19 protein-coding genes are annotated in these 26,526 nt (G+C 52.7%); 9 read left to right on the top strand and 10 right to left on the bottom strand.

The window, feature by feature from the left end:
* Positions 1 to 151 precede the first annotated feature (151 nt).
* A complete protein-coding gene (gene priA / locus ICA20_RS23470) occupies positions 152 to 2,350 on the bottom strand; it encodes a primosomal protein N' (protein WP_038636023.1) in 2,199 nt (732 codons plus the stop codon).
* 257 nt (positions 2,351 to 2,607) lie between these two features.
* Here priA and rpmE point away from each other — a divergent pair, with 257 nt between their 5' ends.
* From rpmE to ICA20_RS23455, 3 genes are all read left to right on the top strand, one after another.
* Positions 2,608 to 2,820 (top strand): 50S ribosomal protein L31, encoded by a 213-nt coding sequence (rpmE, locus tag ICA20_RS23465; RefSeq protein WP_038636025.1) that lies wholly within the window; start codon positions 2,608 to 2,610, stop codon positions 2,818 to 2,820.
* Between the two features lie 338 nt (positions 2,821 to 3,158).
* A complete protein-coding gene (locus ICA20_RS23460; protein WP_038636028.1) occupies positions 3,159 to 3,839 on the top strand; it encodes an oligogalacturonate-specific porin KdgM family protein in 681 nt (226 codons plus the stop codon).
* Between the two features lie 89 nt (positions 3,840 to 3,928).
* Positions 3,929 to 5,353, top strand: a complete 1,425-nt coding sequence (locus tag ICA20_RS23455; protein ID WP_038636031.1) for an MFS transporter — start codon at positions 3,929 to 3,931, stop codon at positions 5,351 to 5,353.
* Between the two features lie 53 nt (positions 5,354 to 5,406).
* Here the strand turns inward: ICA20_RS23455 and metJ are convergent, their stop codons facing one another.
* Positions 5,407 to 5,724: a met regulon transcriptional regulator MetJ gene (gene metJ / locus ICA20_RS23450; protein WP_003825168.1), complete on the bottom strand. Its 318-nt coding sequence runs from the start codon at positions 5,722 to 5,724 to the stop codon at positions 5,407 to 5,409.
* Positions 5,725 to 5,989: 265 nt separating this feature from the next.
* Here metJ and metB point away from each other — a divergent pair, with 265 nt between their 5' ends.
* Complete coding sequence (gene metB, locus ICA20_RS23445; RefSeq protein ID WP_038636034.1) at positions 5,990 to 7,150, top strand: cystathionine gamma-synthase; 1,161 nt, start codon at positions 5,990 to 5,992, stop codon at positions 7,148 to 7,150.
* A 2-nt stretch (positions 7,151 to 7,152) separates the two neighbouring features.
* The gene (gene metL / locus ICA20_RS23440) at positions 7,153 to 9,585 is read left to right on the top strand and encodes a bifunctional aspartate kinase/homoserine dehydrogenase II (RefSeq protein WP_038636036.1); all 2,433 of its coding nucleotides are present in this window, start codon (positions 7,153 to 7,155) and stop codon (positions 9,583 to 9,585) included.
* 26 nt (positions 9,586 to 9,611) lie between these two features.
* On the opposite strand, the gene ICA20_RS23435 is transcribed toward metL, so the two are convergent.
* Positions 9,612 to 10,796: a hypothetical protein gene (locus ICA20_RS23435; protein ID WP_038636039.1), complete on the bottom strand. Its 1,185-nt coding sequence runs from the start codon at positions 10,794 to 10,796 to the stop codon at positions 9,612 to 9,614.
* Between the two features lie 133 nt (positions 10,797 to 10,929).
* On the opposite strand from ICA20_RS23435, the gene ICA20_RS23430 reads away from it, so the two are divergent.
* Positions 10,930 to 12,486 (top strand): bifunctional UDP-sugar hydrolase/5'-nucleotidase, encoded by a 1,557-nt coding sequence (locus ICA20_RS23430; protein WP_038636042.1) that lies wholly within the window; start codon positions 10,930 to 10,932, stop codon positions 12,484 to 12,486.
* Between the two features lie 38 nt (positions 12,487 to 12,524).
* Here the strand turns inward: ICA20_RS23430 and ICA20_RS23425 are convergent, their stop codons facing one another.
* Positions 12,525 to 12,902, bottom strand: a complete 378-nt coding sequence (locus ICA20_RS23425; RefSeq protein WP_038636044.1) for a carboxymuconolactone decarboxylase family protein — start codon at positions 12,900 to 12,902, stop codon at positions 12,525 to 12,527.
* An 89-nt stretch (positions 12,903 to 12,991) separates the two neighbouring features.
* On the opposite strand from ICA20_RS23425, the gene ICA20_RS23420 reads away from it, so the two are divergent.
* The 3 genes from ICA20_RS23420 to katG all read left to right on the top strand — a co-directional run bounded on the left by ICA20_RS23420 (position 12,992) and on the right by katG (position 17,293).
* The gene (locus ICA20_RS23420) at positions 12,992 to 13,900 is read left to right on the top strand and encodes a LysR family transcriptional regulator (RefSeq protein ID WP_038636047.1); all 909 of its coding nucleotides are present in this window, start codon (positions 12,992 to 12,994) and stop codon (positions 13,898 to 13,900) included.
* A 157-nt stretch (positions 13,901 to 14,057) separates the two neighbouring features.
* On the top strand, positions 14,058 to 14,945 hold the full coding sequence (metF, locus tag ICA20_RS23415; protein ID WP_038636049.1) for a methylenetetrahydrofolate reductase: 888 nt from the start codon (positions 14,058 to 14,060) through the stop codon (positions 14,943 to 14,945).
* Positions 14,946 to 15,112: 167 nt separating this feature from the next.
* Positions 15,113 to 17,293: a catalase/peroxidase HPI gene (gene katG, locus ICA20_RS23410; protein ID WP_038636052.1), complete on the top strand. Its 2,181-nt coding sequence runs from the start codon at positions 15,113 to 15,115 to the stop codon at positions 17,291 to 17,293.
* A gap of 84 nt (positions 17,294 to 17,377) precedes the next feature.
* Here the strand turns inward: katG and ICA20_RS23405 are convergent, their stop codons facing one another.
* From ICA20_RS23405 to argE, 6 genes are all read right to left on the bottom strand, one after another.
* Positions 17,378 to 18,481 carry a glycerol dehydrogenase gene (locus ICA20_RS23405; RefSeq protein ID WP_038636055.1) on the bottom strand — a complete coding sequence of 368 codons (1,104 nt, stop codon included), beginning with the start codon at positions 18,479 to 18,481 and terminating at the stop codon, positions 17,378 to 17,380.
* A 12-nt stretch (positions 18,482 to 18,493) separates the two neighbouring features.
* Positions 18,494 to 19,156 carry a fructose-6-phosphate aldolase gene (gene fsa / locus ICA20_RS23400; protein ID WP_038636057.1) on the bottom strand — a complete coding sequence of 221 codons (663 nt, stop codon included), beginning with the start codon at positions 19,154 to 19,156 and terminating at the stop codon, positions 18,494 to 18,496.
* 245 nt (positions 19,157 to 19,401) lie between these two features.
* Positions 19,402 to 20,262 (bottom strand): AraC family transcriptional regulator, encoded by an 861-nt coding sequence (locus ICA20_RS23395; RefSeq protein ID WP_038636059.1) that lies wholly within the window; start codon positions 20,260 to 20,262, stop codon positions 19,402 to 19,404.
* An 85-nt stretch (positions 20,263 to 20,347) separates the two neighbouring features.
* Entirely contained in the window at positions 20,348 to 22,081 is a 1,734-nt protein-coding gene (locus tag ICA20_RS23390) for a phosphoethanolamine transferase CptA (RefSeq protein WP_038636061.1), read from the bottom strand.
* A 210-nt stretch (positions 22,082 to 22,291) separates the two neighbouring features.
* Positions 22,292 to 24,943, bottom strand: a complete 2,652-nt coding sequence (gene ppc, locus ICA20_RS23385) for a phosphoenolpyruvate carboxylase (protein WP_038636064.1) — start codon at positions 24,941 to 24,943, stop codon at positions 22,292 to 22,294.
* A gap of 279 nt (positions 24,944 to 25,222) precedes the next feature.
* Positions 25,223 to 26,374, bottom strand: coding sequence for an acetylornithine deacetylase (argE, locus tag ICA20_RS23380; RefSeq protein WP_038636066.1), 1,152 nt, complete (start codon positions 26,372 to 26,374; stop codon positions 25,223 to 25,225).
* Between the last annotated feature and the right edge of the window lie 152 nt (positions 26,375 to 26,526).

Genomic DNA, 26,526 nt, shown 5'->3' with positions numbered 1-26,526 from the left:
TTCTCCTCGCCAGGGCGGCTGGCACAGACTCGTCCCTGGATAACCTTCATCTGAAACATTTTTATCAGATAGTGAATGGAAGCGGTTACAGAATTTTCATAAAAAGTGTGATGGATCTTTAATTTTACGATCCGCCTCGCATCGTGAGGGATTATCCCTCGATGGGATCGACATCCAGCACCCATTTAACTTTACGCGCATCGGGTAACGTATTGATCAGCGCCAGTGTGCCGCTGACGATATGCTGCAGGCGAATTCGCGATGGGTGCTGCAACAAAATTTGCCAGCGATAGCGACCGCCACGTTTGGGCGCCAGGGCGGGAACCGGGCCTAACACCCACAGTTTTTCATCGGCCAGCGGACTGGCCTGAATCAGATTTCGTAACTGCTGCAAGAACATCGGCGCATGCTGGTTGTTGTGATCTTCTGCCCGCACGATCACATGGCTGGTCCATGGGGGAAGCTGGAGCGTTTGTCGCTCGGCCAGCGCCTGCTCGGCAAAAGCGTCATAACCTTTATACAGTAAGGTTTGCAGTAGCGGATGTTCAGGGTGGTGCGTTTGCAGCACCACTTCACCCTGTTTCCCGGCGCGACCGGCACGCCCGGAAACCTGCGTGTAGAGCTGGGCGAAGCGTTCTGCCGACCGGAAATCTGCGGAGAACAGCGCGCCGTCAACGTCCAGTAGCGCCACCAGAGTGACGTCCGGGAAATGGTGGCCTTTCGCCAGCATTTGTGTGCCGATCAGGATTCGCGCGCCGCCGCGATGCACTTCCGCCAGATGCTGCTCCAGCGACCCTTTACGGCTGGTCGTGTCGCGATCGATGCGTGAGATGGGCACGCCGGGGAAAAAAGGCGCCAGAACCTGCTCAAGCTGTTCGGTGCCGAGTCCTACCGGAACCATATGCGTTGAGCCGCAGGAAGGGCACTGACGCGGTATCGGACGCTGACTGTCGCAGTGGTGGCAGCGCAGATGGTGCTGCGCCTGATGCAGCGTGTAGTAGTGATCGCAGCGCGGGCATTCAGCAATCCAGCCACAGTCGTGGCACAGCAGGGCAGGAGCAAAACCCCGGCGGTTTAAAAACAGGATCACCTGGTTATCCGCCTGCAGGTGCTGACGCATACGGGCGATAAGCGCAGGGGCGAGTCCGGCCTGTACCTGCTGACCTTTCAGATCCAGCACGTGCTGAGTGGCTGGGCGCGCATTTCCGGCGCGGCGCGTCAGGCGCAGCATGCGGTATTTTTTCTGCCGCACGTTGCACAGCGTTTCCAGCGCTGGGGTGGCTGAGCCGAGAATAATGGGAATTTGTTCGCTATGGGCACGATAAACCGCGAGGTCGCGCGCATGATAGCGCCAGCCTTCCTGCTGTTTATAAGAGCTGTCGTGCTCTTCGTCGATGACAATCACGCCCAGATTTTTAAACGGTGTAAATAGCGACGAGCGCGTGCCGATGACAATCGCCGCTTCGCCATTTTTCGCCTTCAGCCATGCCGAAAGACGTTCGCTGTCATTTAAACCCGAGTGCAGGACTTCGACCGGCGCATTGAAGCGCTCGCGAAACCGGGCAATAGTTTGCGGCGTCAGGCCAATCTCCGGCACCATCACCAGCGCCTGTTTGCCCTGGGCGAGCACATTTTCCAGTACGCTTAAATAGACCTCTGTTTTACCCGATCCCGTCACGCCCGCTAATAGCCAGGCGCTAAAACTGTCCGAGGCGCTGTGGATCGCCCCGACGGCGGTAGCCTGTTCGGTATTCAGCCGCAGACGCTCACCGGAAACCGCGTAGTGTGTACGCCAGTCGCTAAAGTCTGGTGTTTCGCTTGCCAGATCGCACAGGCCTTTTTTACGTAGCGCCTGCAAGGCGGCGTCATTAAATTCCAGCTCTGCCACCTGGTCGCGCCAGATTTTTCCCTGGCGTAATGCTGCCAGCGCCTGCTGCTGCTTGGGAGAGCGTTTCAGGCCGTTGAGATCAATAACCTGGCCCTCTTCAGTGGCAAACCAGTACCACATGGGCGCGTTGGCAGCCGGGCGTCCCTGGCGTAACAGAATCGGCAGGGCATGAAACAGCACGTCGCCAATAGGATGATGATAATAGTCTGCTGCCCACAACAGCAGACGCCAGACGGAGGTCGAATAGACCGGCTCACTGTCCAGCACTTCGAGAACGGCTTTCAATTCGTTGAGCGGCAGTTCGCTGTGCTCGCTAACGGAAAGGACGATGCCCACGCGCTCCTGCTGCTTGCCAAAAGGCACGCGTACACGACACCCGGCTTTGGCGCTCATGCCTTCCGGCAGAAGGTAGTCAAAGGTGCGAGGTAGCGGAACGGGTAAGGCAACGTGCGCAACGGGCATTGAATCATCCTGACTTGAAATCTGGCGGGTTAGTATACACATTAGTGAAGGGTAGAATGCGGATCAGTTTGCATGAGCAGGTTAATTTCTGTATGATTCGCCGCCTTTGATGCAAATTGATTGCGTCAAACAATGACCATTACCCGAGAATTTCAAGCTGTTGATGCAGTGTGAAAGGTGACGGGGAATAATTAACATCGCGTGGTGTCTGGCGTTAGGGCTGGAAGAGCGACGCGGCCTTAAACTGAGGTTTTCCCATGAAAAAAGATATTCACCCGAAATACGAAGAAATTACTGCAAACTGCTCTTGCGGTAACGTCATTAAAATCCGCTCCACCGTCGGTCACGATCTGAACCTCGACGTGTGCAGCAAGTGCCACCCGTTCTATACTGGCAAGCAGCGTGATGTTGCTACCGGTGGCCGCGTTGATCGCTTCAACAAGCGTTTCAACATCCCAGGCAGCAAATAAGTTTCAGCTGTCAGAAAAAAGCGCCTTTCGGCGCTTTTTTTGTTTCTGCATCTGAAGAATGAAATTCATATTGATGTGTTGAATAGTGTCTTTTATTTAATAAATAAAACAGCGTTTTTATTTTTTAGGTAAAATGTTTCTACTGGTGATCTGCATCCTTTTTATCTTCTGATTTTTGCCACTCATGCCAATTGTTGGCAAAATACCAAAGGTTTCTGCTTTCTTTCTAAAATACACTTTCGTGGAAATATAAAATTATTCTTAATCCTTCATCGTTTCCCATTAATGGACGGAACGAGATGGATAATTTCCTTGATTTTGTGTGAAGAGGGATGGTCATGAAATTTAAATCTGCGTTATTACTGATTCCATTATTCTCTGTGACCGCGCAAGCGGGTTATGTTGATTATCGTCATGAATATTATGACGATGGGCGCAATTACGATCGTGTTTATATGTCTCATCGTTTTGCGACTGGTTTTGGTGTAGCCGTTGAAGCCATTTCACGTTCCGAAGATACGCAATCTAATGATGCGTGGAATAATATGGAAAGTAATGGCAACGAGTATACTGCAAGCTACCAGTTTACCTGGCGGGATCTTATCTGGCAGCCGGGTATTGCGATCGAAACGGGCGATAACATCACGATTTATAAACCTTATATCCGCGTACAGTACAATATCAATGACAGCTGGTGGACTGCGTTCCGCTATCGTCAGGAGTACATGCGCAGAAACACTGACGGCAAGGATGATCGCATGGTCTATCGTCCGGAAGCATGGCTCGGTTATAACATTCATGACTGGATGTTTGAGCTGAACGGTATTTATAAAATTGCCGATAGCGAAGATTTATATAACAACCGAAAAGACGATTATGAATATAACTTCCGTGTAGCTTATAAAATAGGTTCCTGGATTCCATTTGTTGAGGTGGGTAACGTTTCCTCCGGTTATAACACCACCACCACAGACGATCGCCAGACTCGTTATCGTGTCGGTCTCGGTTATAACTTCTGACCGTTAATACTCTTCATAGCGGTTTATTACGCTGAGCATCGGTATATCCATATAGTTTGCGTGAATAATGAGTCTAAGGAGTTGATATCATGTCTAATGATGGAACTATAATCGGAAGTAATCAAAGTATTGCTGTCAGGCCTTTCGGATTAAGAGATAAATTTGGTTATTTGTGTGGCGACCTCGGAACCTGTTTTATTCTTGGACTGGTGAACAGTTTTTTAATGATTTATTACACCAACGTACTCGGTATTTCCGGGGTTATTGTTGGCTCGCTCTATTTTGTGACCAAACTCTTTGATGCGTTTGTCGATGTTGGCGTAGGGCGCTTATGTGATACCTCTAAACTAACGGTACATGGACGGTTTAACCCGTGGGTGCGCCGTATGAAATATCCGTTCTGCATCATTGCGGTCGTCCTGTTCCTGCCATTTGTGAATGATTTCTCTTATACGGCGAAAATTATCTACATCTGCTGCTCCTATTTTATCTACGGTTCGTTGTTATCGACGGTCAGTATTCCGTATGGCGCCATGTCTGCGGCGATTAGCTCGAACCCGGAAGATCGTGTTTCGCTCTCAACCTGGCGCAGCGTTGGGTCTGCCATCGGCGGTGGGGCAACCGGCTTTTTTATTCCCATTCTGATGTACACCACCCTGGTGGACGGAAGCCAGGTGATTTCCGGGCAGCATTTCTTCTGGATCGCCATGGGTTGCGCAGTACTGGGTTTTCTCTTTTTAACCCTGACCTGTCAGTTAACGACAGAACGTGTGCGTGTGGAGAGAAAAGAGAGCATGCCCGTGTCGGTACTGCTGAAGGGGCTATTACGTAATAAGGCGCTGATTGTTTTGGTTGTGGTGGATCTGCTGATTGTGATTAATCAGGGGTTGTCCGGGACCAATATGACCTACCTGTTTAATGACTATTTCCATAACAAAGAGGCCATGTCCGTTGCATTGCTGTTTACTTTTGGTTCTCTGGTTTTGCTGGCGCCATCGGCATCCTGGCTCACGAAGCGGTTTGGTAAAAAAGAAGCAAGTGTAGGCGCGTTGCTCTTTGCGGTAGCGATGTATCTGATTATGTACTTCGTCCACATTACCGACGCGAAAGTCTATTTGGTTTTCCTGTTTCTGGCGACGCTGGGGGCGGGGTTATTCAACCTGATGATATGGGCGTTTATGACCGATGTTTGTGATTATCACCAGTATGTCACTGGCGATCGTGAGGATGGTACCGTTTATGGCGTGAACTTCTTCGCCCGCAAGGTTGGTCAGGCGTGCGCCGGGGCTATTGGCGGCTTTATGCTGGCCATCATTGGTTATCAATCTTCCTCAACGGGTGGGGCTGTGCAAACCAGCATCGTGCAGGAAAATATTTATACGATGGCGAATCTCTTGCCGGCTTTGTGCCTGTTTTTGGCGGCGGTCATTCTGATTTATTGCTATCCATTGAACCGTAAAGAAACGCTCAAAATGGAAGAAACATTGAATAAACTCAATGGGATTAGTAAGTAACGTTGTGAAAGATGGCGGGAGCAATCCCGCCTTCTTTCATCTTTCTCTAACGATCAGTATTCCCACGTTTCCGGGTTGATACCCAGTTCACGCATGATTACCTTTGCTTCTTCCGGGATTTCATCACTGCGTTCTTTACGCAGGTCGTCATCGTTGGGTAGTGGTTGCCCGGTAAAAGCATGCAGAAACGCTTCACACAGCAGTTCGCTGTTGGTGGCGTGGCGCAGGTTGTTCACCTGACGACGCGTGCGTTCATCGGTAAGGATTTTTAACACCTTCAGAGGAATGGAAACCGTAATTTTTTTTACTTGCTCACTCTTCTTACCGTGCTCAGCGTATGGGCTGATATATTCGCCGCTCCATTCAGCCATGAGATACCTAATCCTCTTCGTCATTAATATTGAGGCCAGAACCTGAGCCCGGACCATAATTGCGCGTAGTTTATCGTAGTGGCGCGGCCCTGACACGAAGTAAGCCGACGCGGATGTACGCTAATGCATATAATTTTAACGGCTATTTGCGGTTTGCTCAATCTATACGCAAAGAAGTTTAGATGTCCAGATGTATTGACGGCTATCGTAACTATGATTAATCTGGTGCCTGACTTTTCACCGACTCAGCCAGGATCTCCTCTCTATGACGCGTAAACAGGCCACCATCGCAGTGCGTAGCGGATTAAATGACGACGAACAGTACGGTTGCGTTGTCCCGCCGATTCACCTCTCCAGTACCTATAACTTTACCGGTTTTAATGAGCCTCGCGCCCATGACTATTCACGCCGCGGTAACCCGACGCGCGATGTGGTTCAGCGCGCGTTGGCAGAACTGGAAGGTGGCGCGGGTGCGGTACTAACCAATACCGGCATGTCGGCGATTCATCTGGTGACGACGGTATTCCTGAAACCTGGCGATCTGCTGGTCGCGCCGCACGACTGTTACGGCGGCAGCTATCGCCTGTTTGACAGTCTGGCAAAGCGAGGCTGTTATCGCGTACTGTTTGTTGATCAAGGTGATGAGCGGGCGTTGCAGGCGGCGCTGGCGGAAAAACCGAAGCTGGTACTGGTAGAAAGCCCAAGCAACCCGCTACTACGCGTGGTGGATATTGCGAAAATCTGTCAATTGGCGCGTGAAGCTGGTGCAGTCAGCGTGGTAGACAACACTTTTTTAAGCCCGGCACTGCAAAATCCACTGGCATTGGGCGCCGATCTGGTGTTGCATTCATGCACGAAATATTTAAACGGTCACTCAGACGTGGTGGCTGGTGTGGTGATAGCGAAAGATCCGGAAACGGTCACTGAACTGGCGTGGTGGGCGAATAATATTGGCGTGACCGGCGGCGCGTTTGATAGTTATCTGCTGTTGCGCGGCCTGCGTACTCTGTCACCGCGTATGGAGGTGGCGCAACGTAATGCTCAGGCGATTGTTGATTATCTGCAAACGCAGCCGCTGGTGAAAAAATTGTATCACCCATCATTGCCGAATAATCAAGGGCATGAGATTGCCGCGCGTCAGCAAAAAGGCTTTGGCGCGATGCTGAGTTTTGAACTGGATGGCGATGAGCAGACGCTGCGTCGCTTCCTTGGCGGGCTGTCATTGTTTACGCTGGCAGAATCGTTAGGAGGCGTTGAAAGTCTGATCTCCCACGCCGCAACCATGACACACGCGGGAATGGCGCCAGAAGCGCGCGCGGCGGCAGGGATTTCGGAAACGCTGCTGCGTATCTCCACCGGTATTGAAGATGGCGAAGATTTAATTGCCGACCTGGAAAATGGCTTCCGGGCTGCAAACAAGGGGTAAACATGAGTGTGATTGCGCAGGCAGGGGCGAAGGGTCGTCAACTGCACAAATTTGGTGGTAGTAGTCTGGCTGATGTGAAATGTTATCTGCGTGTCGCAGGCATTATGGCGGAATACTCGCAGCCTGATGACATGATGGTTGTTTCAGCCGCAGGCAGTACCACTAACCAGTTGATTAGCTGGCTGAAGTTAAGCCAGACCGATCGTCTTTCTGCGCATCAGGTTCAGCAGGCGTTACGTCGCTATCAGAGCGAGCTGATTAGCGGTTTGTTACCACCAGAAGTGGCCGACGGTCTGATCGGTGCGTTTATTCACGACCTGGAGCGTCTGGCCGGATTACTCGACAGCGGCGTGAACGATGCCGTTTATGCTGAAGTCGTCGGACACGGTGAGGTATGGTCGGCGCGTTTGATGTCCGCTGTCCTTAACCAACAAGGTCTGGAATCGACCTGGCTGGATGCGCGCGATTTTTTACGTGCGGAGCGTAGCGCTCAGCCGCAAGTGGATGAAGGTCTCTCTTACCCATTGTTGCAGCAACTTCTGGCGCAACATCCGGGTAAACGCCTGGTCGTTACCGGCTTTATTAGCCGTAACAACGCCGGTGAAACGGTACTGCTGGGGCGTAATGGTTCTGACTACTCGGCGACGCAGGTTGGCGCGCTGGCCGGGGTTTCCCGCGTAACCATCTGGAGTGATGTCGCCGGGGTTTACAGCGCGGATCCGCGTAAAGTAAAAGATGCCTGCCTGCTACCGCTGCTGCGTCTGGATGAAGCCAGCGAACTGGCGCGTCTGGCGGCTCCGGTTCTCCATGCCCGTACCTTACAGCCGGTTTCCGGCAGTGATATTGATCTCCAGCTGCGTTGTAGCTATACGCCTGAGCAAGGTTCAACGCGTATTGAACGCGTGCTGGCTTCCGGGACCGGGGCGCGTATCGTGACCAGTCATGACGATGTCTGCCTGATTGAGTTTCAGGTTCCCACCGGTCAGGACTTTAAGCTGGCCCATAAAGAGGTCGATCAGATTTTAAAACGCACCCAGGTGCGTCCGCTGGCGGTCGGTGTGCATCCCGATCGCCAACTGCTGCAATTTTGCTATACCTCCGAAGTCGCTGACGGCGCGTTGAGAATTCTTGATGAGGCCGGATTGCCGGGCGAGCTGCGTCTGCGCCAGGGGTTGGCGCTGGTGGCGATGGTCGGGGCGGGCGTCACCCGTAACCCGCTGCACTGCCACCGCTTCTGGCAGCAACTGAAAGGTCAGCCGGTCGAATTTACCTGGCAGTCGGAGGAGGGCATCAGCCTGGTTGCCGTACTGCGTACCGGACCGACGGAGAGCCTGATTCAGGGTCTGCATCAGTCAATTTTCCGCGCGGAAAAACGAATCGGCCTGGTGTTGTTCGGGAAGGGAAATATTGGATCACGTTGGCTGGAGCTATTCGCCCGTGAGCAAAGTACGCTCTCGGCGCGTACCGGATTAGAGTTCGTGCTGGCGGGCGTGGTCGATAGCCGCCGTAGTCTGCTGAATTATGAAGGGCTGGATGCCAGCCGCGCGTTGGCCTTCTTTGATGATGAGGCAGTGGAGCAGGATGAAGAGTCATTGTTCCTGTGGATGCGCGCCCACCCGTATGATGATTTAGTGGTGCTGGACGTAACCGCCAGCGAGCAGTTGGCGGATCAATATCTGGATTTCGCCAGTCACGGTTTCCATGTTATCAGCGCTAACAAACTGGCGGGTGCGAGCAGCAGTAATAAGTATCGCCAAATTCATGATGCGTTTGAAAAAACTGGTCGTCACTGGCTGTATAACGCCACCGTGGGCGCTGGTTTGCCGATCAACCATACCGTGCGCGATCTGATTGATAGCGGAGATACCATTCTGTCGATCAGCGGGATCTTCTCTGGCACGTTGTCGTGGTTGTTCCTGCAATTTGATGGCACGGTGCCGTTCACCGACCTGGTGGATCAGGCGTGGCAGCAGGGGCTGACCGAACCAGACCCGCGGGTGGATCTTTCCGGCAAGGATGTGATGCGCAAGCTGGTGATTCTGGCGCGTGAAGCGGGTTACGACATCGAGCCGGATCAGGTTCGCGTGGAGTCGCTGGTGCCTGCGCATTGTGAAGAAGGCTCTATTGACCATTTCTTTGAAAATGGCGATGAACTGAACGAGCAGATGGTGCAGCGTCTGGAAGCGGCGCGTGAAATGGGGCTGGTGCTGCGCTATGTGGCGCGTTTTGACGCTAACGGTAAAGCACGTGTGGGTGTTGAAGCGGTACGTTCTGAGCACCCGCTGGCGGCATTGTTGCCGTGCGATAATGTGTTCGCCATTGAAAGCCGCTGGTATCGCGATAACCCGCTGGTGATCCGCGGACCTGGCGCAGGCCGCGATGTGACCGCCGGAGCCATTCAGTCGGATATCAACCGCCTGGCGCAGTTGCTGTAGTTTGCGTTGCCGGATGGCGCTTACGCTTATCCGGCCTGGCTATGACACGAACCATAGGCCCGGGAAGCGGCAGCGCCACCGGGCAAATCGCTCTGGGTGATCAGGATGTTGTATTTCTCCGTCAGCGTCCTTATCGTCTGAAACACCGCATGGGCTGAGTAACGGGCGCTATACCGAAATTCCGGCTGTTGCTGTAGCCAGGCGATAAAATGATGACTTGCCCTCAGGGTTATCGAGGCCCCTTTTTCAACCTGACCCTCCGTTAACAGACACACCATTTTACGCCTGTTGCCCTGTTGCCAAATCTGCCACTGGTTTTGCCACCATCCCTGATAACTTTTACCCAGTAATTGCCAGGGCCTGGTGTGTTGATCGTCGCCCATTTCTTCATCCACAAACCAAAGCGAGGCGTGATTTTCGCGAAACTGTTCCGCCCATGCGGTAATCACAGCGCCGCGCAGAAAGCATTCGTGGGCGATGATGTGCATTTTAATCGTAGGCCAGAGATGGCTCAGGACGCGGAAATGCCCATGCGCGGTAATGACCGGGCGTAAAATCTCACCGCTGGCGTTACGTTTGAGCATCGCGCTGCCGTACTGAATTTCGTCAAACTGGCTGCGGCGTAAAAACTGCGTTTCTCGCTGATTTACACGCTGGATCTCATCGTCATGATTCACTGTGGCCTCGACCATCCCGCGCCAGCGGTAAACTAATGACTCGCCAACAGAATGAGGAGTGAAGTTGCTGGAAATATGCAAAATATTGCCGCGAATAGCATCAAAACTGAGTAATACATACAGTTTCTGATCTGCACTTGCGCCCTGAAAAGGGACGATCAGTGGCACCGTCACTATTTGTTCTGGCGGATCAATAGTCGTCAATGGCGGTTGTCTGGGGGTCCAGACTTTTCTACAGCTCCGGCACTGTAGGCGCTGGGTTCCCTGTGGGTTATGTCCATAACGGATCGGTTCCCGCTGATAGCAATTTGGGCAAAAAAGACCGCTGTTAATTGCAAAATGTGTAAAACAGGCGGCCAACCACTCGCGGAAATGTTCAGCGTTAAACAGCGGGGGATAACTTCCGCATGCCCGGCAGTGCAGGGCGGCGTAGCCCAGTCGGTAATCGGGCCAGCTGTAATCAACGGAGTTTGCCAGCCCCAGATTTTTGCAGCCAAAAGACTTGCAGCAGTTGATGGTGAACAGAGAAGTCATCGCATTACCAACGATTTTTAATGGTCGTTGATTTTGCCCTGCAACTATTACCGATGGGTGTGAGTCTTCTCACATAAAAAAACCTTTCAGAACGTAACGTAGCGATTCTTTATATGACTGAAAGGGATTGATTATGAAGTTAAAAATGCTTGCTGTCGGTGTTCTGGTATCGCTGCCGTTATGGGCGTCAGCGAAAGACGTCACGATTATCTATACCAACGATCTCCATGCCCACGTCGAACCTTATAAAGTCCCGTGGATTGCTAATGGCACACGCGATATTGGCGGTTGGGCCAATATCACGACGATGGTGAAGCAGGAAAAAGCGAAAAATAGCGCGACCTGGTTCTTTGACGCGGGTGATTACTTCACCGGGCCGTACATCAGCAGCCTGACAAAGGGCAAGGCGATTATCGATATCATGAATACGATGAATTTCGACGCCGTCACTATGGGTAATCATGAGTTCGATCACGGCTGGGATAATACGTTGTTGCAACTGAGCCAGGCGAAATTCCCCATTGTGCAGGGCAATATCTTTTACCAGAACAGCAGCAAAATGTTCTGGGATAAGCCCTGGACCATTATTGAAAAAGATGGCGTAAAGATTGGCGTCATAGGTCTGCACGGTGTGTTTGCTTTTGATGATACGGTTTCGGCTGCGACGCGCGTTGGCATTGAGGCGCGGGATGAGGTGAAGTGGCTGCAACGTTATATCGATGAATTAAAAGGTAAGGTCGATCTGACGGTGGCGTTGATCCACGAAGGTACGCCGGCGCGTCAGTCCAGCCAGGGAAGTACAGATGTGCGTCGTGCGCTGGATAAAGATATCCAGACTGCAGGTCAGGTGCATGGCCAGGATATCCTGATCACCGGCCATGCGCATGTGGGCACGCCAGAGCCGATTAAAGTCGGTAATACCTTAATTCTCTCCACCGACAGCGGCGGTATTGATGTCGGTAAACTGGTGTTGGATTACCAGCAAAAACCGCATCAATTTACCGTGAAGAATTTCGAGCTGAAGACGATCTACGCCGATGAGTGGAAACCCGATCCGCAGACGAAACAGGTGATTGATGGCTGGAATAAGAAGCTTGATGAAGTGGTACAACAGACGGTTTCCAACTCTCCGGTTGAGCTGACGCGTGCTTACGGGGAATCCTCCTCGTTGGGGAATCTGGCGGCGGATGCATTACTGGCTGCGGCGGGTAAAGATACCCAGTTAGCGCTTACCAACTCAGGCGGCATTCGTAATGAAATCCCGGCAGGTGCGATTACGATAGGCGCAGTTATTAGTACCTTCCCGTTCCCGAACGAGCTGTCTACGATGGATCTTACCGGTAAGCAACTGCGTAGTTTGATGGAGCATGGCGCGGGTTTAAGTAACGGCGTACTACAGGTATCCAAAGGGTTTGAGATGAAGTACGACAGCAGCAAACCGGTTGGCCAGCGGGTCACCGTATTGACGCTAAACGGCAAGCCAATTGAGGACGCTGTGATTTATCACATTGCCACCAATAGTTTTCTGGCAGACGGCGGTGATGGTTTTACGGCATTCACCGAAGGCACAGCGCGTAATACATCCGGCGGTAACTATGTCTCTAATGCCGTCGTTGATTATTTCAAAGCGGGAAATACGCTGACGGATGAGCAACTGAAAGGCATGCGTGTGGAAGATGTGAAAAAGTAACGCGTTCAGGCCAGCAGACAAGCCGCTGGCCTGTTGTTTTAGCCTCTGTGGGAGGCAAACACCTCTTTCGCGGCGAACAGACCATTCAACGCGGCCGGAAAGCCAGCGTATACGGCCATCTGCATAATCACTTCGACGATCTCATTCTGTGTTAAGCCAACGTGTAATGCCGCGCCAATATGCACCTTCAATTGCGGGGCGGCATTACCCAGCGCCGTTAACGCCGCGACGGTAGCAATCTCTCTACTGCGTAAATCCAATCCCGGTCTTGAATAGATGTCGCCAAAAGGAAATTCAAGCAGGTAGCGGGCGAAGTCTGGCGCAATATCTTGCAGACTTTCGACGACCGCATCGCCCCCTTTACCATCCACTTTTTGCAGCATCTTCTGACCGGTAATAAAGCGTTCTGAATGCATAATCTCTTCCTCATTTGTCTGGTATATAGCCTGAGGATAGAGCGTGCAGAATGATTGGGATAATACCGTTTCCGTGATACCTTTTTGGTATGACAACATCGCCTTTGCACTCTCTGGATATTCGCCTGCTGCGTTACTTTTCCGTAGTAGCGGAAGAGAACAATATGAGCCGGGCGGCGCAACGTTTATTTATGTCGCAGCCGCCGCTGAGTCGCCACATTCGCCAGCTTGAAGAACGTCTGGGGATGACGCTTTTTGTCCGTCATACCCGTGGGCTGACGCTGACGGAAGACGGTCTGCGCGTACTTGAAATAGTGCGCCCAGTGCTGACGATGTACGAAGAAACCTGCGCGACGTTGAGCCAGTTAGCGCAAGCTGGGGAGCACTCTCTGCGCCTGGGGCTAAGTACGGCGTTTGAACAAGGTGTTTTTGCTCCGCTTGAATCGCAGCTACACGAGCGTACGGAGAGGCTACATATTGTTCGTCATGGTTCGCCTGAGCTGGTGCGTCAGGTTCGTCGGGGAAAACTGGATGCAGCGCTGGTGGCGTTACCGCTTGAGACTCCCGGGCTTACCGTCATGCCACTCGGCTGGCAAGAACCGATGATTGCCGCATTACCCGCGATCTGGCCAGAGGCGAGCCTGCCGTCACTCTCATTAACGACGCTGAACCACCGACCACTGTTCTGGTTTAAACGCGAACGGAATCCTGCCTTTTTTGATTACACCCGACATATTTTTCGCCGCGCCGGTTACTCTCCAGCCTGTATTGAAGAGCCGCTGGAACATGACGTGCTGCTGGCGCGGATCGCGCATGGCGACGGTCTGAGTTTACTCCCGGCCTCCTTTTCCGCTATCCAGCGTCAGGGCGTGATATTTCTGCCGCTTACCGATTCCGAATTGCGTATCCACGTGGGACTGGTAATGCTGCCTGAGAGCGAAGCAACGTTGCAGTGGTTGCAGACGGTTGTGAACCAATCCCTCGGTCTTTCAGGTTGATGTGAATTATTTTCACGTTGACTGAGTATTCCTCACCTTTAACGATGATTTTTGTGTTGACGCCAGCGTGCTTTTCCGTCATTTTTACATCTAGACGTCTAAACGTATAGCAGTTCACAACACAACATATAACGACAAAAGATTGATGAGGTAAGGTATGAGCTTTTTTCACGCCAACCAGCGGGAAGCGCTGAATCAGAGTCTGGCCGAAGTACAGGGGCAGATTAACGTTTCTTTCGAATTTTTCCCGCCGCGCACCAGTGAAATGGAGCAAACCCTGTGGAACTCTATCGATCGCCTGAGCAGCCTGAAGCCGAAGTTTGTTTCAGTCACTTACGGTGCAAACTCTGGTGAGCGCGACCGCACGCATAGCATTATTAAAGGGATCAAGGATCGCACCGGGCTTGAAGCGGCGCCGCACCTGACCTGTATTGATGCGACCCGCGATGAGCTGCGCACTATTGCTCAGGACTACTGGAATAACGGTATTCGTCATATTGTTGCCCTGCGCGGTGACCTGCCGCCGGGAAGCGGTAAACCGGATATGTATGCCTCTGACCTGGTGACTCTGCTGAAAGACGTTGCGGACTTTGATATCTCCGTTGCGGCTTACCCGGAAGTGCACCCGGAAGCGAAGAGCGCTCAAGCCGATCTGCTGAACCTGAAGCGTAAGGTTGATGCCGGTGCGAACCGCGCGATCACCCAATTTTTCTTCGATGTAGAAAGCTACCTGCGTTTTCGCGATCGCTGCGTGTCTGCGGGTATCGATGTGGAAATTATTCCGGGCATCCTGCCGGTATCTAACTTTAAACAGGCGAAAAAATTTGCCGACATGACCAACGTTCGCATTCCGGCGTGGATGTCGACCATGTTTGCTGGCCTGGATGATGATGCGGAAACCCGCAAGCTGGTGGGCGCAAACATCGCCATGGATATGGTGAAAATTCTCAGTCGCGAAGGGGTGAAAGATTTCCATTTCTATACTCTCAATCGCGCCGAAATGAGCTACGCAATTTGTCACACGCTGGGAGTAAGACCGGCATAATCAGTACGTCAGCCCTCTGCGGAGGGTTTTTTATTGATCATTTTGATCTACATCTCTGTAACTAAAAATATAAAAGGATCTGGCTATCGAATCTGTGGGTTATTTCGACTATATCTAATCTCTGGTGGTGTATATCGTAGTCATAACACTGTAAAGGGAGCATATAGATGAGCATGTCCGACGATAGCCAGAACGCATCAACTGCCGGTAAGTGTCCTTTCCATCAGGGCGGGCCGGATCACAGCGCGGGAGCAGGAAGAAATAACCGCGACTGGTGGCCTAATCAACTCCGCGTTGATCTTTTGAACCAACATTCCAATCGTTCGAACCCGCTGGGTGAGGACTTCGACTACCGCAAAGAATTTAGCAAACTTGACTACTCTGCCCTGAAAGGGGATCTCAGAGCCCTTCTGTCCGAATCTCAACCGTGGTGGCCTGCTGACTGGGGCTCTTATGCCGGTTTGTTTATCCGTATGGCATGGCACGGCGCAGGGACCTATCGTTCCATCGATGGACGCGGTGGCGCGGGTCGCGGGCAGCAGCGTTTTGCACCACTGAATTCCTGGCCGGACAACGTCAGCCTGGATAAAGCGCGTCGTCTGCTGTGGCCAATCAAGCAGAAATATGGTCAGAAAATCTCCTGGGCCGACCTGTTTATTCTCGCCGGTAACGTGGCGCTGGAAAACTCAGGCTTCCGTACCTTCGGTTTTGGCGCGGGTCGTGAAGACGTCTGGGAACCGGATCTCGACGTAAACTGGGGTGATGAGAAAGCCTGGCTGACTCACCGTCACCCGGAAGCGCTGGCGAAAACCCCGCTGGGCGCAACCGAGATGGGTCTTATCTATGTTAACCCGGAAGGGCCGGATCACAGCGGCGAACCGCTTTCTGCGGCCGCGGCGATTCGCGCGACCTTCGGTAACATGGGAATGAACGACGAAGAAACCGTGGCGCTGATTGGCGGCGGTCATACGTTAGGTAAAACTCACGGTGCAGCAGCCGCTTCCCACGTTGGGGCCGATCCTGAATCTGCGCCGATCGAAGCGCAAGGCTTAGGCTGGGCCAGCAGCTACGGTAGCGGCGCGGGTGCAGACGCGATTACTTCCGGCCTGGAAGTGGTCTGGACGCAAACGCCGACCCAGTGGAGCAACTATTTCTTCGAGAACCTGTTCAAATATGAGTGGGTGCAGACTCGCAGCCCGGCGGGCGCTATCCAGTTCGAAGCGGTGGATGCGCCAGAGATTATCCCCGATCCGTTTGATCCTGAGAAAAAACGCAAGCCGACGATGCTGGTCACTGACCTGACGCTGCGTTTCGATCCTGAGTTCGAAAAGATCTCTCGTCGTTTCCTTAACGATCCGCAGGCGTTCAACGAAGCCTTTGCCCGTGCGTGGTTTAAACTGACGCACCGCGATATGGGGCCGAAAGCGCGTTACATCGGACCGGAAGTGCCAAAAGAAGATCTGATTTGGCAAGATCCGCTGCCGCATGCGTTCTTCAACCCAAGCGAAGAAGATATCCTTAACCTGAAGGCGACCATTGCGGCTTCCGGCCTGTCCGTAGGCGAGCTGGTTTCGGTGGCATGGGCTTCTGCATCAACCTTCCGCGGTGGGGATAAACGTGGCGGCGCGAATGGCGCTCGTCTGGCGCTCGACCCGCAGCGTGGTTGGGATGTGAATGCTACCGCAGCACGCGTACTGCCCGTGTTAGAGGGTATCTATAAATCAGCCCATACCGCGTCGTTGGCCGATATTATCGTGCTGGCTGGCGTCGTAGGCGTGGAGCAGGCCGCAAGCGCTGCGGGTGTCAGCATCAATGTTCCTTTTGCGCCGGGCCGCGTGGATGCGCGTCAGGATCAAACGGATATTGAGATGTTTGAACTGCTCAAGCCAATTGCGGACGGCTTCCGTAACTATCGTTCTCGCCCTGACGTATCAACCACTGAGTCTTTGTTGATTGATAAAGCGCAGCAGCTGACGCTGACCGCACCGGAAATGACTGTGCTGGTGGGCGGTATGCGCGTACTGGGCACCAACTTCGATGGTAGTCAGCACGGCGTCTTTACCGATCGTCCTGGCGTACTCAGCACTGACTTCTTCGTCAATTTGCTGGATATGCGTTACGAATGGAAAGCGGTTGATGAGTCACAAGAGCTGTTTGAAGGCCGTGACCGTCTGAGTGGCGAAGTAAAATACACCGCAACTCGCGCCGATCTGGTGTTTGGTTCTAACTCTGTACTGCGTGCAGTGGCTGAAGTTTATGCCTGCAGCGATGCGCACGAGAAATTCGTGAAGGACTTTGTGGCGGCATGGGTGAAAGTGATGAACCTGGATCGTTTCGATCTGCTGTAAACAAAAACGCCGGATGGCGCTTGCGCGTATCCGGCATGGTATGAATAAAAAATCCCCGCGATTGCGGGGTTTTTTATTGGCAGGTTATTCCCACTCTTGCAGATAACGCTGCCCATACTGGTCAGCGACCAGCAGCGCGGCATACACCTGGTCCGGGGTTGCGCCGCCAGGCATGTTGTGGATGGTTTCGCCTTCAGCACAGGCAGCTTCTGCCACAATGCGCATTTTCGCCGGAATATCCTGTTTGATGTCCAGTTGCGCCAGAGTAATCGGTAGTCCAACGGAATGACACAGCGCCGCCACGGTTTCGATCTCATCGACCGGCGCGTTTTCCAGCACCAATTGCGTCAGCGTACCAAACGCCACTTTCTCGCCGTGGTAGTAATGATGCGCATCCGGGATCGCCGTCAGGCCGTTATGAATGGCGTGAGCCGCTGCCAGACCACCGCTTTCAAAACCGACGCCGCTCAGATAGGTATTGGCCTCAATAACGCGTTCCAGCGCAGGCGTAACCACGTGCTGCTCGGCTGCCAGCATCGCTTTTTCACCTTCTTCTATCAACGTATTAAAGCACAGCTCAGCCAGAGCCAGCGCCGCCTGGGTGCACTGACCGCCCGCCATGGTGGTTGCGCCGCTGCGTGAACAGGCGCGTGCTTCGAACCAGGTCGCCAGCGCATCGCCAATGCCTGCGGCTAACAGACGCGCTGGTGCGCCCGCGACTATTTTAGTATCCACAATGACCCTGTCCGGGTTGTTCGGCAGTAGCAGATAGCGATCGAATTCACCCGCATCGGTGTAAATGACGGACAGCGCGCTGCACGGTGCATCGGTAGAGGCGATGGTTGGCGCAATGGCGACAGGTACGCCCATAAAGTGCGCCAGCGCTTTGGCGGTATCCAGCGTTTTCCCGCCGCCAATACCGAGTACTGCGCCACACTGCGCTTTTTCCGCCACGCCGCGCAAACGGTCGATTTCGTTTTGCGAACATTCGCCGCCAAAAGGCGCGATCTCCAGTGCCAGTCCGGCATCCTGGAAGCTTTTTTCCAGTGCGGACTGTGCGAAGCCTAAGACAAACTTGTCCCCAACAACCAGCCAGCGTGCTGCCAGTGGTTTGAGGTAGCTGCCAAGACGGGTAATAACATCGGCACCCTGGATGTACTTACCAGGTGATTGAATAATGCGATCCATACTTTATTTCCCTCACAGGTTGATGTGACCAAATGCGTTGTTCCAGTCCTGCTCAAACTTCTCTATTGCTGACTCTACCGCAGGGGTATTGAGCATTTGTTGCGCTACATCTAAGGGCAGGGTGATTGCTTCACATCCTGCCAGTAAGCAATCGAGCGCCTGACGCGGGGTTTTAAAGCTGGCCGCCAGTACCATGCTGTTTGGCGCATGTAGCTCCAGTAGCGTTTGCAGTTCCTGTACCGTGCGGATCCCGTCGCCGCCCTGAGCGTCAATGCGGTTAACGTATGGCGCGATATATTTTGCGCCAGCCAGCGCGGCCAGTAGACCTTGCGAAGCACTGTACACGGCGGTTCCCAGGGTGGTGATACCCTCTTTTTTCAGTAACCTGATGGCGGCCAGACCTTCAGCAGTGACGGGGATTTTCACTACGATACCCGGTACGGCATTGCTCAGACGTTTGGCTTCTTCCACCATCCCCTGCGCGTCGCGGCTCATGGTTTGGGCAAAAAGAATGCCCTCTTCGCCAATGGCGTTTTGCAGGCGCGGCAGCACATCCCAGATGGATTCTTTGCTTGCCGCCACAATGCTTGGGTTAGTGGTGACCCCCGCGATAGGGAAGATACGGGCCAGACGTTCGACTTCCGCGACGTTGGCGGTATCAAGGTAAAGTTCCATACAAAACATCCTCTTAATTTTGCGTGAGCAGCCCGTTGCCGGAATGCGTTGTTGTGCACAGGATAAGAGTGTTTCGCCGCATCGCGCTATCTGACAAATCTGTCAAAAGCTGGATAAATGTAATGTATCGACAAAAGTGAGACTTACTTCACATGTCAGTTGCAGGCGGGTTTTATTAAGGTGATGTGGGTTATGAGTTCATTTCTTATATTACAAAAATCCAGTTAATGTTATTTTTGTCTTCTTTATTGCTGATGGATCGCTTTCTCCGTCAACTGGCTGTGATATTGCCGACGATATTCTGAGGGGGAACGTTCGGTATTCTTGCGAAACAGGCGGCAGAAGTAGTTGCTGTCAACAAACCCACAGGTGTGCGCCACGTCTTTGATCTTCAGCTCGTAACCCTTCAGTAGCGTCTTCGCGTGTTCAAGTCGCGTGTGGTTCAGGTATTCGTTAAAACCGATTGCGCCCGTTTTTTGAAACAGGTGGGAGAGGTAATTGGGCGAGATGTAGAACGCTTGCGCCACCGATTCCCGGGTCAGGGGTGAAGCGTAGCGTTCGTCAATATAGTCGCGAATGGCTTCGAACAGCGCCTGACTGCGCGACGCGGTCTGTATTTGGCTGCCGAGCAGATCGCGACAGTGGCTCAGCAAGCTCGCGACGATTAGCCTGGCCGTTTGCTGCTCCTGCGGCTGCATCTGTATTTCATTAAGCGTTTGCAGCAGGAAAGAGCCAATACGCGGTCCACGCCGTGCGACATGCTGCCTGGCGAGGTTTTGATATTGCTTGCCGTCCCACTGAACGACGTTGAAACCCAACTGCTGCTTGCTGAACAGAATGCTGAGCGTGGTGACCGGTGTGAGCCATTGCGGAAAGTTCCAGCCGCCAGCCGGAACGAACAGGACATCGCCAGGTAGTAACGTCGCGGCTGCGCCGGCAATACCCTGATCGGTGAGATCCCCTTCCAGCACAATCTCCAGCCGGGGAAAATCAACCTGATATGCCAGTTCCGGCATTGAGCTACAGGTGCTGGCAAAGTAAATCTGGCGCAGCGGTGTGGGGCCGTTAATCAGGCGGGCGAGAAGGTGGCTGATGTCGTGATACATGTTAATCCCTTGCAGGCAGCAGACAGGGAGAACAGTAACCGTCATCATAAAAAAAGGCCACTCTTAAAGAGTGGCCTGTGTAGGATTATTGATTACCGATTTGATCGCCGTAAGGCAAGGTATCGTAATCAATCAGGGCATTCTTCTTGTATGGATTGCCAATCCAGCGAGTCGTCTCTTTAAACTGTGGGCTGGTAATGGAACGCGTTGGATCGAAGCCATCGTAAGTGAAGCCCGCTAAATCAGACCAGGTATGGATTAGCTCTGAGCTGCTGTATTTACGATTCACATCCTGTGAGAAGTCCCGAGGGTGCGCGGCCTGCCATTTTTCCGAGGTCCACAATAAGAACGGCACCGTATACATATGGCGTGTCGGATTGTCTTCATTACGGCCCTGCGTTTTATGCGGCGGCGTGTCGTACACCTCTTCACCGTGATCGGAGAAGTACAACAGGAAACCGTTCGGATCGGTCGCTTTGTAGTCTTTGATCAGGCTGGCAATGATGTGGTCATTGTAGACATTCGCGCTGTCGTAATCGTTGTAGGCTTCCAGCTCATCATTACCCAGGCCAGGAGGAACATTGTCGATATTGTTGTCGAACTTGCCCTGACCATCCGGATAACGGAATTTATACTTAATATGGGTACCCAGCAGGTGAACGATGATGAATTTTTTCGGCGCCGGGTCGGCCAGGACTTCTTTAAATGGCGCCAGCACATTGCTGTCATACTCGCGTGCGCTTTGCGTACGCTGCTGGTTCATATAGAACTGCTTATCTGTCTGCTTAGAGAATACCGTCAGCATGGTGTTGCGGGCAGTCATTGTCTGCTGATTGGTGATCCAGAAGGTTTTATAACCCGCCTGTTTCATCATGTTCATCAGGGATGGCTGGGTCAGATACAGATCCGGGTTCTTCTCGTTGGCAAAGGTCAGCGCCTGCTGCAGGATTTCAATGGTATACGGACGTGAGGTCACGACATTATTGAAAACGGTGAAGTTAGGATCGGTTTTATGCAGCGCATCCAGTTCCGGTGTGGTTTCACGCGGGTAACCATACAGGCTCATACGACCACGCTGCGTTGACTCACCAATCACCAGCACTAATGTGCGTGGCGCGTCACCGGAATGGTCTTTAAAGTTGGCCAGCGGAGGCAGGGCATTGTTTTCATTCAGCAGGCTATTGAGCGAGGTCAACTGCTGGCGATACTGATAATACCCGGAGATAAATTGCCACGGCGCGGCGGGCTCCATACGCGAAGCGAGACCATCCAACGTTTTTTCAAACGGTTTATGTTTGATGAACGTGTTAACCGCCATTGGGTGCAGAATCAAGCCATATAACAGCGCAAACGACACCAGATAGCGCCAGGGCGATGGAATATGAACAGGGCGCAGACGCGTCCACAGCAGAATCGCCATTGCCGTATACGCCAGCGCGATTAACACAATCTTCAGACTGAAATATTGGCTCAGATATTCGCTGGCTTCGTTCGCATTGGTTTCGAACATTACGTACAGAACGCTTTGCGAGAACTCTTGCCCGTAGATGACGTAATAGCTCAGAGCGGCCAACGAGGCAGCCCATAGCATGACACCAATAACGGCAGCAATAATACGGATACGGTTTGGAAATAAAAATACCGGAATCAACCACAGCGAACTGAATAGCAAGGAGTCGCGTAAACCGGTAGATCCGCTGTAGCCGCTAAAGTAGATGACGGCCTGCAGTAATGAGGAAAAAAACCAAAAATAGAGGAGCGCCCAACCCAGGGCTTTCCAGCTAAATGCAGGTTTAGACTGGGGTTGTAAGGATTGCATAGTGTGAGCCTGTCTTTAATCGTGTCGCCAAGAGTAGCGGGTAAATATTAAGAGGAACTGAAGCGTCGCGATGTTAAAAAACGCGTTTTGTTGATGATCCATTCATTAAATGAATAAATTCAGGCGGGAATATATTGAAAATGAAGCCGTTATAACAGCGATTTTTGATGTCGCCTTCGCGCAATAGCACGAAGGCGACGGGAGGGGACGTTAGCCTGTATTGCGCATACCGGCAGCAACACCTGCGATGGTTACCATCAGCGCTTGTTCAACGCGTGGATCTGGCGCATTGCCTTGCTCTTCCGCCAGGCGCGAGCGGTGTAACAGCTCTGCCTGTAAAACGTTCAGCGGATCGGTATAAACATTCCTTAACTGGATGGACTCGGCAATCCACGGCAGGTCGGCCATCAAATGTGAGTCATTGGCAATCGCCAGCACGACGTCGATATCTGCTGCCAGGCGCTGACGCAGTTCTTCGCCGAGCGGCCACAACTCTTTTTTGACCAGACGTTGATCGTAGTATTCAGCCAGCCACAGGTCTGCTTTAGCGAAAACCATTTCCAGCATGCCAAGGCGTGTGGAGAAGAATGGCCAGTCGCGGCACATTGCTTCGAGTTCGCTTTGCTTACCGTCTTCCACCACTTTTTGCAGCGCGGTGCCTGCCCCCAGCCATGCCGGGAGCATCAGGCGGTTCTGCGTCCAGGCAAAGATCCATGGAATGGCGCGCAGAGACTCTACCCCACCAGTCGGGCGGCGTTTTGCCGGACGTGAGCCGAGCGGCAATTTACCCAGTTCCTGCTCTGGGGTTGCGGAGCGGAAGTAAGGGACGAAGTCTTTGTTTTCACGTACATATCCACGGTAGAGCTCACACGAGATATCAGAAAGCTCATCCATGATATGGCGCCAGTTATCCTTCGGCTCTGGCGGCGGTAACAGGTTGGCCTCGAGGATGGCTGCGGTATATAGCGACAGGCTGCTGATGGTCACTTCCGGCAGGCCATACTTAAAGCGGATCATCTCACCTTGTTCCGTCACGCGCAGGCCACCTTTCAGGCTGCCAGGCGGTTGAGAAAGCAGTGCGGCATGCGCAGGCGCGCCGCCGCGACCAATGGAACCACCGCGGCCATGGAACAGCGTCAGCTCGATTCCGGCTTTTTCACACGTTTTGATCAACGCGTCCTGAGCCTGATATTGCGCCCAGGAGGCCGCCATTACCCCCGCGTCTTTTGCAGAGTCAGAGTAGCCAATCATGACCATCTGTTTGCCCTGAATAAAGCCGCGGTACCAGTCAATATTCAAGAGCTGGGACATGACGTCATCAGCATTGTTGAGGTCGTCCAGTGTTTCAAACAGCGGCGCCACCGGCATAGCAAAACCGATCCCGGCTTCTTTCAGCAGCAGATGTACGGCCAATACATCGGACGGCGTTTTCGCCATCGAGATAACATAGGCGGCAATGGAGCCATACGGAGCTTCGGCAATGACGCGGCAGGTGTCGAGCACTTCGCGGGTGTCATTGCTTGGTTCCCAGTTACGTGGCAGAAGCGGACGCTTGGAGTTCAGTTCGCGGATCAAGAAAGCCTGTTTATCCGCTTCTGACCAATTTTCGTAGTCGCCAATGCCCAGATACCGGGTCAGTTCGCCCAGCGCTTCAGTGTGGCGGGTGCTTTCCTGACGAATATCAATACGTACCAGCGGCACGCCGAAACATTTCACGCGGCGCAAGGTGTCGAGCAGTTCGCCATTGGCGATGATGCCCATGCCACAGGCTTGCAGAGACTGGTAACACGCGTACAGCGGATCCCAGAGCTGTTCGTTTTGGGTGAGAAGGCCGGCAGGTTTCGGTAATTTCTCGCCTTTCAGGCGGGCTTCCAGCCAGGCTTGAGTTGCCATCAGACGTGAACGCAGGGTTTTCATCAGATAACGGTATGGTTCTGCTGCGCCTTCTTCGCCGACCAGCGCCAGCAGTTCCGGCGTGGCATCCACCATCGACAGTTCAGAGATCAGAAACTGAATGTCTTTCAGGAACAGGTCGGTGGCTTTCCAACGGCTGAGTAATAGCACGTGACGGGTGATATCCGCCGTCACGTTCGGGTTGCCGTCACGGTCGCCGCCCATCCAGGAGGTAAAGCGAACCGGAACAAAATCAACGGGCAGCTTATAACCCAGATTCTCTTCTAACTGTTCGTTCAGCTCGCGCAGATAGTTCGGCACGCCTTCCCACAGGCTGTTTTCGACCACGGCGAAGCCCCATTTGGCTTCATCAACCGGGCTTGGGCGTATCTTGCGGATCTCATCCGTATGCCAGGACTGGGCAATCAACTGGCGCAGACGGCGCATCAGTTGATGGCGTTCATAATCGACGAGATCTTTGTTATCAAGCTGTTTGAGACAGGTGTTTACTTCACCCATTTTATGGATCAACGTACGACGGGTGATTTCTGTCGGGTGTGCGGTCAGAACCAGCTCCAGGGAGAGTGACTCCACGGCTTTTTTGATGGTGGCTTCATCGAGATTGGGCTGGTCTTTCAATTTACGCAGAGTGCGAGCAATCACTTCCGGGTTGCTGGCTGCTTCGCCTTTGGGCGAAATGCTGTGGTATTGCTCGGCGGTGTTGGCCAGGTTCAGGAACTGGCTAAACGCACGGGCAACCGGCAGCAGTTCGTCGTTAGACAGGTTTTGCAGCGTCGTAAGTAGCTCCTGGCGATTGACTTCATTGCCAGCGCGGGATGATTTGGACAGCTTACGGATTGTTTCTACGCGATCAAGAATGTGCTCTCCCAGCGCATCCTTAATGGTCTCTCCCAGCACTTTGCCGAGCATACTGACATTACTACGCAACGCGGAATATTGTTCGTTCATATTTACCCAGACACCCCATCTCTTTTGTAAATGTCCTGTATCTTTCGCGCCGCCGTCAACACTGCTGCAACGTGAAATTTTTCGGACTTAATTTTTTTGCCGTCTTTTATAAAGCCACGTAAAACTCGTGACGTCAATTGCTGCGAAATCGGTTCAGCAAACGAAAAAATGGCGGGAATTTACGTTATTTAATTCACATCGAATCAAATAAGCTGTGCTTATGAAAATGTTAATAAATGACCTTGCTCACCGCTGAAGGATGAGCAAGGTTATAAACGATTAATGCCAGCAGAAATGATGCACAACCTGGGTGATCAATTCGCGAGTTGGCTTAATGAAGCGTGTTTCCAGGTATTCATCTGGCTGATGTGCCTGATTAATGGAGCCTGGGCCCAACACCAGCGTCGGGCAAAGCGTCTGGATAAACGGCGCTTCAGTGCAGTAGTTCACCACTTCCGTTTGCGCTCCCAGCAGTTTTTCAACGACTTCGACCAACTGATGGTCTGGCGGACACTCATAGCCAGGAATAGGCGGATGCAGTTCCGACACCGTCAGGCGACCCGGCCAACGCTCGCTGACAGGGGCCAGCGCATCGTTAAGTAAGCCATTAAGATCGTTGAGCGTCATGCCGGGCAGCGGGCGAATATCCATATGCAGCTCGCAGCAGGCGCAGATTCGGTTGGCGGCGTCACCACCGTGGATATGACCCAAATTTAACGTCGGGTACGGAACGGTAAAAGCGTCATGGTGATAGCGTTCTTTCAGGTCATCGCGCAGAGTCATGATATGGCCGATAGCATCATGCATGAGTTCAATCGCATTGACGCCACGCGCTGGATCGCTTGAGTGACCCGACTGCCCCAAAATACGAATTGCATTAGAGATATGCCCTTTGTGCGCACGCACCGGCTGCAGGGAGGTGGGTTCGCCAATGATCGCGCAGTCCGGGCGCAGAGCGGTGGTTTCAGAAAAGTAGCGCGCCCCCGCCATGCTGGTCTCTTCGTCGGCAGTGGCCAAAATGTAGAGGGGCTTTTTCAGCTTCGCTACGTCGACGTCGCGCAGCGCGTCGAGGATAAACGCGAAGAAGCCTTTCATATCTGCCGTACCCAGGCCGTAGAGCTTATTGTCATGCTCTGTCAGGGTGAACGGATCGCGCGTCCAGCGTCCGTCGTCAAACGGCACGGTATCGGTATGACCCGCTAACAATAGACCGCCAGCCCCTTGTCCAATGCTCGCCAGCATATTGAATTTATTACGCGTATCGGGGACCGGCTGAACCTCTACATTGAAGCCTAAATCTTTGAACCAGCCCGCCAGCAGAGTGATTAAACCTGCATTGCTTTGATCCAGTGCTTCTTCGGTGGCGCTAATCGATGGCGTGGCAATCAGAGCGCGGTAAATCTCGATAAATGGCGGTAAATTGTTTTTCATTGTTGACACACCTCGGGTCATGATAGTATCAATATTCATGCAGTATTTATGAATAAAAATACATTAACGTTGAGCGTAATAAAACCCACCAAGTGTAAGGTGAGGTGATAAAGGCTTATACCTGGCAACAGAATCTAAGAAGGTGAGCTGCC

This window comes from Citrobacter sp. C5_2, assembly GCF_014596845.2.
Taxonomy (GTDB): domain Bacteria; phylum Pseudomonadota; class Gammaproteobacteria; order Enterobacterales; family Enterobacteriaceae; genus Citrobacter; species Citrobacter werkmanii.
The sequence above is the reverse complement of the archived record's forward strand: the minus strand, read 5'-3'. Positions and strand labels throughout refer to the sequence as shown.